Here is an 8375-nt window from a genome sequence, read left to right on the forward strand (position 1 = left end):
CGCCCAGGCGCGCGGCGGCGCCGCGACCCTCGCCGCGGCCGGGATCGACGTCGCGGCCGGGCCGCTGGCCGACGAGGCGGAGGCGGTCAACGAGGCCTGGCTGACCGCGATGCGCCGCGGCCGCCCCTTCGTGCTGTGGAAGTACGCCGCCACCCTCGACGGCCGCAGCGCGGCGGCCGACGGCACCAGCCGCTGGATCACCTCCGCCGCCGCCCGCGCCGATGTGCACCGGCTGCGCGCCGAGGCGGACGCCGTGGTCGTCGGCTCCGGCACCCTGCGCGCCGACGATCCCCACCTCGCCGTACGCGACCGGGAGGGCGTCACCCAGCCGCTGCGGGTCGCCGTCGACACCAACGCGACCGCGCTGAAGCCCGACGCCCGCATCCTGGACGACGCCGCGCCCACCCTCGTCGCCGTGGCCGAGGACGCCGACACCGGGCACCTCCCGGCCGGGACGGAAACCGTGCGGCTGCCCCGCGCCGCAGCGGGGCGCGGGCTCGACGTCGCCGCGCTCCTCGCCGCCCTCCACGGCCGCGGCGTCCGCTCCGTCCTGCTGGAGGGCGGGCCCACCCTCGCCGGGGCGTTCCTCGCCGCGGGTGCCGTCGACAAGGTCGTCGGCTATCTCGCCCCCGTCCTGCTCGGCGCGGGCCCCGCCGCCCTCGCCGACGCCGGAATCACCACGATCACGCGGGCGTTGCGCCTGGATGCGGCCGACGTCACCCGGCTCGGCCCCGATCTGCGCATCACCGCCGTCCCTGTCGCACCCACCACCACCCTCGCCGAGGAGAACTGACGTGTTCACCGGAATTGTCGAAGAACTGGGTGAGATCGTCGCCGTCGAGAACCTGGGCGACGCGTCCCGCTTCCAGGTGCGCGGACCCGTCGTCACCGAAGGTGCGCGGCACGGCGACTCCATCGCCGTCAACGGCGTCTGTCTCACCGTCGTCGACACCGGGGACGGCGGGTTCAGCGCCGATGTGATGGCCGAGACCCTGGACCGCTCCAGCCTCGGCGCGCTCGATGTCGGCTCGCGCGTCAACCTGGAGCGCCCCATGGCGCTCGGCGGGCGGCTCGGCGGCCATCTGGTCCAGGGCCATGTGGACGGCACCGGCACCCTCATCGAGCGCAAGCTGTCCGAGCACTGGGAGATCGTCAAGATCTCGCTGCCGACCGAACTCGGCCGCTATGTGGTCGAGAAGGGCTCCATCACGGTCGACGGCATCAGCCTGACCGTCGTGGACGCGGGCCCCGACTACTTCACCGTCAGCCTCATCCCGACGACGCTCGCCCTCACCACCCTCGGCGTCAAGCAGCCGGGCGACCCGGTCAACCTCGAAGTGGACGTCCTCGCCAAGTACGTCGAGCGCCTGCTCGCCCACGGGGGCACGGACCAGGACAAGAAGGCGATCGAATGAGCGCCCTCGACTGGCTGGGCGCCGAAGCCGGGCAGATATTCGGCCAGCACATCCTGTGGTCGGACGCGATCGGCAACACCATCGGCCTGGCCGCCCTCGCCCTCGGCCGCCGCCGCTCCCTGTGGACCTGGCCCGTCCAGCTCGCCTCCGGCGTCATCCTGGTCGCCGCCTACGCCTCCGCCCACCTCAGCGGCGGCGTCGGCAAGCAGCTCCTGGTCATCGGCGTCGCCGCCTGGGGCTGGCGGCAGTGGCGGCACGGCCGCCGCGACGAGGGCGGCGCGGTCGCCGTCCGCTTCGCCACCGGCCGCGAGCGCGCGGCGCTCCTCACCGGACTCGCGGTCGGCACGCTCGCCGTCGGCGCGCTGTTCACCGCGGTCCCCCAACTGTCCTGGAACCCCTGGCCCGACGCCTACATCTTCGTCGGCACCCTCGCCGCGATGGTCGCCCAGGCCCGCGGCCTGATCGAGTTCTGGTTCGCGTGGATGCTGGTCGACGTGGTCGGCGTCCCGCTCGCCTTCAGCAGCGGACTGGCCTTCTCCGGCCTCGTCTACGTCATCTACTTCGCGCTCGTCCTGTGGGGCGCGCGCGACTGGTGGCTGCGCTCCCGTACCGAGAACACCCGGACGTCGCCGGGCACCCGGACGTCCCCGAGCGCGACCACCCCCGCAATGGAAGGAGTGTCAGTGTCATGAGCGAGGCCTACGTGACGACGCAGCCGCGACCGGTGGCCGAGGACGACGCCCCCGCGGGCGCGTGGCCGCCCGACGAACTGGCGCTGGACTCCGTCGAGCGGGCGATCGCCGACATCGCGGCGGGCCGCCCCGTCGTGGTCGTGGACGACGAGGACCGGGAGAACGAGGGCGACCTCGTCGCCGCCGCCGAGACGATCACCCCGGAGATCGTCGCCTTCATGATGAACGAGTGCCGCGGGCTCATCTGCGCCCCCATGGAGGCCGACGACCTCGACCGGCTGCGGCTGCCGCAGATGGTCGAGGACAACACGGAGTCCATGGGGACCGCCTTCACCGTCTCCGTCGACGCCACCGCCGAACACGGCGTCAGCACCGGCATCTCCGCCGCGGACCGCGCCACCACGCTGCGTCTGCTGGCCGACCCGGACACCACCCCCGGCGACCTCGTGCGCCCCGGCCACATCTTCCCGCTGCGGGCCCGCCCCGGCGGCGTGCTCGCCCGCGACGGCCACACCGAGGCCGGGGTCGACCTCGCCCGGCTGGCCGGACTGCGCCCGGCGGCCGTGATCTGCGAGATCGCGGGGGAGGACGGCGTGATGCTGCGCCTGCCCGACCTGGTCTCCTTCGCCCACAAGCACGACCTCGCGATCATCTCGATCGCCGACATGATCGCGTACCGCAAGGCCGCCGAGCCCGCCGTGCGGCGCGAGGCCACCACCCGGCTGCCCACCGCCTTCGGCGACTTCCAGGCGTACGGCTACCGCGCGACCGCCGACGGCGTCGAGCACATCGCGCTCGTCCAGGGCGACATCGGCGACGGCGAGGACGTGCTGGTCCGGGTCCACTCCGAATGCCTGACCGGCGACGTCTTCCACTCGCTGCGCTGCGACTGCGGCCCCCAGCTGCACGCCTCGCTGGAGCGGGTGACCGCCGAGGGCCGCGGCGTGGTGCTGTACCTGCGCGGCCACGAGGGACGCGGCATCGGGCTGCTGTCCAAGCTGCGCGCGTACCAGCTCCAGGAGCTGGGCCGGGACACCCTGGACGCCAACCTGGAGCTGGGCCTGCCCGCCGACGCGCGCGACTACGCGGCGGGCGCCGAGATCCTGGCCGACCTGGGCGTGCGCTCCCTGCGGCTGATGACCAACAACCCCGAGAAGACCACCGCCCTGGTCCGCCACGGGCTGCGGGTCACCGGCCGGGAGCCGATGCCCGTCCAGGCCGGGGAGCACAACCTGCGCTATCTGCGGACCAAGCGGGACCGGATGGGGCACGACCTGCCCTGGCTGGAGGGCGACCGCCGGGCGGCCGCCCCGGAGCCCGTGTCCGCCTGCGGCAACCAGTAGAACCACCCGTACGTACGAAAGATCTGAGGAGTGACGTGAGCGGTAAGGGTGCCCCCGAACTGTCCGTGGAGAACTGCGGGGACCTGCGTGTGGCCGTGATCGCCGCACAGTGGCACGAGAAGGTGATGGACGGCCTGGTCGACGGCGCCACGCGGGCCCTCGGCGAGCTGGGCATCGCCGAGCCGACCGTGCTGCGGGTGCCCGGCAGCTTCGAGCTGCCGGTCGTCGCCAAGGCCCTCGCGGACCGCGGCTACGACGCGGTCGTGGCGCTGGGCGTCGTGATCCGGGGCGGCACGCCCCACTTCGACTATGTGTGCCAGGGCGTCACCCAGGGCCTCACCCAGGTCAGCGTGGACACCGGCGTCCCCGTCGGCTTCGGCGTGCTGACCTGCGACACCGAGGAGCAGGCCCTGGACCGCGCCGGAATCGCCGGTTCCAGCGAGGACAAGGGGCACGAGGCGGTCACCGCCGCCGTCGCCACCGCCGTCACCCTGCGGTCCGTCGCGTAGACCTGCGCGAAGTCGAGCCGTCCGGCCCAAGTAGGATGGCGCACACCATGTCCAAGAAGACGTTCGAGGAGCTCTTCGCCGAGCTCCAGCAGAAGGCCGCCACGGCCGACCCCGCCACTTCCCGTACCGCCGAGCTGCTCCAGTCCGGCGTGCACGCGATCGGCAAGAAGGTCGTCGAGGAGGCCGCCGAGGTGTGGATGGCCGCCGAGTACGAGAGCGACGCGGCGGCCGCCGAGGAGATCTCACAGCTCCTGTACCACCTCCAGGTGATGATGGTCGCCAAGGGACTCACCCTCGACGACGTCTACGCCCACCTCTGAACCACCCCCGCTCACCACCCATCCCCCGTACGAAGGAATCACCCCTCATGCTGCGCATCGCCGTCCCCAACAAGGGTTCACTGTCCGAGCCTGCGTCGGCGATGCTCCATGAGGCGGGCTACAAGCAGCGCAAGGACCGCAGGGAACTCGTCCTGGTCGACGCCGACAACGACGTCGAGTTCTTCTTCCTGCGCCCCCGCGACATCGCCGTGTACGTGGGCTCCGGCCGCCTCGACATCGGCATCACCGGCCGCGATCTGCTGCTCGACTCCGGCTCCCAGGCCGAGGAGATCCTCCAGCTCGGCTTCGCCGGGTCCACCTTCCGCTACGCCACCCGGCCCGGCACGGCCACCGACGTGAGCGAGTTCGGCGGGATGACCGTCGCCACCTCCTTCTCCGGCCTGGTCACCAAGCACCTCGCCGACCACGGGGTGGACGCCGCCGTCGTCCACCTCGACGGCGCCGTGGAGACCGCCATCCAGCTCGGCGTCGCCGAGATCATCGCGGATGTCGTGGAGACCGGCACCACCCTGCGCAACGCCGGTCTGGACATCATCGGCGAGCCGATCCTGGAGTCGGAGGCGGTCGTGATCCGCCGTACCGGCGCGCCCACCGACGACCCCAAGGTGCGCCAGTTCCTCCGCCGGATGCAGGGCGTCCTGGTGGCCCGGCGCTACGTGATGATGGACTACGACATCCGGGTCGAGCAGGTCGAGCGGGCCGTGGCGCTCACCCCCGGCCTCGAATCGCCCACCGTCTCCCCGCTGCACCACGAGGGCTGGGTCGCGGTCCGCTCGATGGTCCCTTCCAAGGACGCCCAGCGGATCATGGACGAGCTGTACGAGCTGGGGGCGCGGGCGATCCTCACCACCGGCATCCACGCCTGCCGCCTCTGAGCCACCCCGGTAACCTTCCCCCTCCCTCTCACGAGAGACCCCACACACGTGTCCGCCGTCGCCCAGCCGCCCGCCCTTCCGGTCACCTTCCGGCCGACCGTCACCCGGATCGTCCTGCTGACCGTCGGCGCGGCCCTCGTCGTCGTCCTCACCGCGATCGGACTGCTCCTGGAGAACCTCTCCCCGGGCGAGCAGGCCAGCTTCATCCTGACCGGGCTGCTGTTCTTCGCGGGCCTCGCGCTGTTCAGCCGCCCCAAGGTGGTGGCCGACGAGGCCGGGGTGACCGTGGTCAACCTCATCACCACCCGCCGTCTGGAGTGGGCCGAGGTGCTGCGGGTCAACCTGCGGCCCGGCGACGCCTGGGTCCATCTGGACCTCGCCGACGGCACCAGCCTGCCCGCGATGGGCATCCAGGTGGGCGTCGCGAAGGCGCGGGCCATCGACGACGCCCGGGCCCTGCGCGTCCTCGCCGAACACCACGGCACGGGCGGTGGCACGTCCTGACCCCGTGAGGGGCCTGCCCGTAACCGCCCATCCTTGTTTACTCTGTTGCCGGGGCCGAACGATGCCCCGCCCCGCCTCGACCTGCCCGCACCCCCGCGCGCAGCCGGCGGGCTCACCCTGCGACCCAAGGAGTGACTCCCTCCAGAGATGGACGGATCGTCCTGTAGTACCTGCGCCGCCGCCGACCCCGAGGCGGCGGCATGAGCGTCACCCTGTCTCTCCTGCTGCTCGCCGCGGCACTCGTCCTCATCCTCGCCAACGGCTTCTTCGTGGCCGCCGAATTCGGCCTGGTCACGGTCGAGCGGCCGGACGCGGAGCGGGCCGCCGAAGAAGGCGACCGGCGCGCCCGTACCGTCGTCGAGGCGCTGCGCGAGCTGTCCTTCCAGCTCTCCGGCACCCAGCTCGGCATCACCATCACCTCCCTGGTGGTCGGCATGCTCGCCGAGCCCGCGCTCGGCCATCTGCTGACCGCGCCGCTGTCCGCGGTGGGGCTGCCGCACGGCGCCGTCTCCGGCGTCGCCGTCGTCATCGGCATGCTCGTGGCCTCCGCCGTCCAGATGGTGATCGGCGAACTCGTGCCCAAGAACTGGGCGGTCTCCCGGCCGCTCCAGGTCGCGCGCTTCGTCGCGGGCCCGCAGTCCGCGTTCGCCCACTTCTTCCGGCCGGTCATCGCCCTGCTCAACACGGTCGCCAACCGGCTGGTGCGGATGCTGGGCGTCGAGCCCACCGAGGAGCTGGCGTCCGCCCGTACCCCCGGTGAGCTGGTCTCGCTGGCCCGCCATTCGGCGCGGGCCGGGGCGATCGAGCAGGACACCGCGGACCTGTTCGTCCGCACCCTCTCGCTCGCCGACCTCACGGCACAGCACGTGATGACCCCGCGGGTGCGGGTCAGCGCCCTCCAGTCCACGGCGACCGCCGTGGACGTGCTCAACCTCACCCGGGCCACCGGACTCTCCCGGTTCCCGGTCTACCGCGACCGCCTGGACGAGGTCATCGGCATGGTCCACCTCAAGGACGCCCTCGCGGTGCCCGCGGACGACCGGCTGCGCACCCCCGTCGGGTCCATCGCCCAGCCTCCGGTGCTCGTCCCCGAGACGCTGCCCGTCCAGCCGCTGCTGGAGCGGCTGCGCAGCGAGCAGCCGATAGCCGTGGTCGTCGACGAATACGGCGGCACGGCCGGTGTCGTCACCCTGGAGGACATCGTCGAGGAGCTGGTCGGCGAGGTCCGCGACGAACACGACGACGAGGCCGCCGACACGCCCGACCTGGCCCAGACCGTCGCCGAGGACGGCCGGCCCGCATGGGACGCCGACGGGGCCTGCCGCGTCGACACCCTCCGCCGGATCGGTCTCGAGGTGCCCGACGGGCCGTTCGAGACGGTGGCCGGGCTGGTCGCCGATCTGCTCGGCCGGATCCCCGCCCCCGGCGACACCGCCGAGCTGCCCGGCTGGAGGCTGGCCGTCCGGCAGGTCGGCCACCACCGGGCGGAGCGGGTACGGATCGTCCGGACCGCAGCGGGTACGAGTGCCGGGGCCGGCTCCGCGACCGGCGCCGTTGCCGTAGCAGCTGCTGTAGCCGAGAAGGAAACTGAGCGATGAGCCTCGTCCAACTCCTCTTCGCCGCTCTTCTGGTCCTCGCCAACGGATTCTTCGTCGGCGCCGAGTTCGCCCTGGTCTCCGTGCGCCGCAGCCAGATCGAACCGCGGGCGGCCGAGGGCTCCGCGCGGGCCCGTACGGTGCTCACCGGGCTGGAGAGCCTGCCGCAGATGATGGCCGCCGCGCAGTTCGGCATCACCGTCTGCTCGCTGACCCTCGGCGCGGTCGCCGAGCCGACCGTCGCCAAGCTGCTGGAGCCGGTCTTCCACGTCGTGCACCTGCCCGCGGGGCTCGTCCATCCGCTCGGCTACGCCATCGCGCTCGCCGTCGTCGTCTGCCTGCACCTGGTGATCGGCGAGATGGTGCCGAAGAACCTGGCCATGGCGGCGCCCGAGAAGACCGCGCTGTGGCTCGCCCCCGGCCTCGTCGGCTTCGCTCGGCTGTGCCGTCCGGTCACCGCGATGCTGGGTGCGTGCTCCCGGCTGGTGCTCCGGCTCTTCCGGGTCGAGCCCAAGGACGAGGTCGAGGCCGTCTTCACGAGCGAGCAGCTGACCCATCTGGTCGAGGACTCCCGGCAGGCCGGGCTCCTCGACGACGGGGAGCACGAACGGCTCGCCGACGCCCTGGAGCTGGGCAGCCGCCCGGTCACCGACGTCCTCCTCGACCCGGCGGGCCTGGTCACCGTCGACCCCTCGGTCACGCCCCGGCAGATCGAGGAGCTGACGGTGCGCACCGGCTACTCGCGCTTCCCGGTGCGCGGCGCCGGAGGCGCCTTCATGGGCTACGTGCACGTGAAGGACGTCCTGGACCTGGAGGCCCCCGAACGGGCGGTCCCCCAGCGGGTCTGGCATCCGATCGAGACCCTGCGCGCCGAACTGCCGCTGGACGACGCGCTCAGCGCGATGCGGCGGGCGGCCTCGCACCTGGCGGCCGTGGCCGACGCGTCCGGCAAGGTGCTGGGGCTGGTCGCGCTGGAGGACGTGCTGGAGATGCTGGTCGGCGAGGTCCGCGACCCGGCCCACCGGGACAGCGGCCGCGGCCGCCTCGCGGCCGAGCCGCGCGGCGCCACCCCGGTCCAGACCCCGGCCGCGGCGTCGGCCG

At 72.9% G+C, this 8375-nt stretch carries 10 protein-coding genes; all 10 read left to right on the forward strand.

What is annotated here, in order from left to right:
• Positions 1–793: bifunctional diaminohydroxyphosphoribosylaminopyrimidine deaminase/5-amino-6-(5-phosphoribosylamino)uracil reductase RibD (gene ribD / locus EEJ42_RS37210; RefSeq protein WP_123106606.1), on the forward strand; the 793-nt coding region annotated here is incomplete at its 5' end.
• A gap of 1 nt (position 794) precedes the next feature.
• A complete protein-coding gene (locus EEJ42_RS37215) occupies positions 795–1415 on the forward strand; it encodes a riboflavin synthase (protein WP_123106607.1) in 621 nt (206 codons plus the stop codon).
• A complete protein-coding gene (locus EEJ42_RS37220; RefSeq protein ID WP_123106608.1) occupies positions 1412–2107 on the forward strand; it encodes a nicotinamide mononucleotide transporter family protein in 696 nt (231 codons plus the stop codon). Before EEJ42_RS37215 ends, EEJ42_RS37220 begins: the two co-directional genes overlap by 4 nt.
• On the forward strand, positions 2104–3450 hold the full coding sequence (locus EEJ42_RS37225) for a bifunctional 3,4-dihydroxy-2-butanone-4-phosphate synthase/GTP cyclohydrolase II (RefSeq protein WP_246097614.1): 1347 nt from the start codon (positions 2104–2106) through the stop codon (positions 3448–3450). The genes EEJ42_RS37220 and EEJ42_RS37225 overlap by 4 nt, the downstream gene beginning before the upstream one ends.
• Positions 3451–3485: 35 nt before the next feature.
• Positions 3486–3959, forward strand: a complete 474-nt coding sequence (gene ribH / locus EEJ42_RS37230) for a 6,7-dimethyl-8-ribityllumazine synthase (RefSeq protein WP_123106609.1) — start codon at positions 3486–3488, stop codon at positions 3957–3959.
• A gap of 47 nt (positions 3960–4006) precedes the next feature.
• Positions 4007–4279 (forward strand): phosphoribosyl-ATP diphosphatase, encoded by a 273-nt coding sequence (locus EEJ42_RS37235; RefSeq protein WP_039936817.1) that lies wholly within the window; start codon positions 4007–4009, stop codon positions 4277–4279.
• Between the two features lie 47 nt (positions 4280–4326).
• Positions 4327–5175 carry an ATP phosphoribosyltransferase gene (hisG, locus tag EEJ42_RS37240; RefSeq protein ID WP_123106610.1) on the forward strand — a complete coding sequence of 283 codons (849 nt, stop codon included), beginning with the start codon at positions 4327–4329 and terminating at the stop codon, positions 5173–5175.
• 48 nt (positions 5176–5223) lie between these two features.
• Complete coding sequence (locus EEJ42_RS37245; RefSeq protein WP_123106611.1) at positions 5224–5679, forward strand: PH domain-containing protein; 456 nt, start codon at positions 5224–5226, stop codon at positions 5677–5679.
• Between the two features lie 200 nt (positions 5680–5879).
• Positions 5880–7277: a hemolysin family protein gene (locus tag EEJ42_RS37250; protein ID WP_123106612.1), complete on the forward strand. Its 1398-nt coding sequence runs from the start codon at positions 5880–5882 to the stop codon at positions 7275–7277.
• Positions 7274–8375, forward strand: a 1102-nt coding sequence (locus EEJ42_RS37255; protein WP_246097615.1) for a hemolysin family protein, incomplete at its 3' end; no start/stop codon positions are given. The genes EEJ42_RS37250 and EEJ42_RS37255, both read left to right, overlap by 4 nt.

The sequence above is a fragment of the Streptomyces botrytidirepellens genome, from assembly GCF_003721215.1.
GTDB classification, from domain to species: Bacteria; Actinomycetota; Actinomycetes; order Streptomycetales; family Streptomycetaceae; genus Streptomyces; species Streptomyces himastatinicus.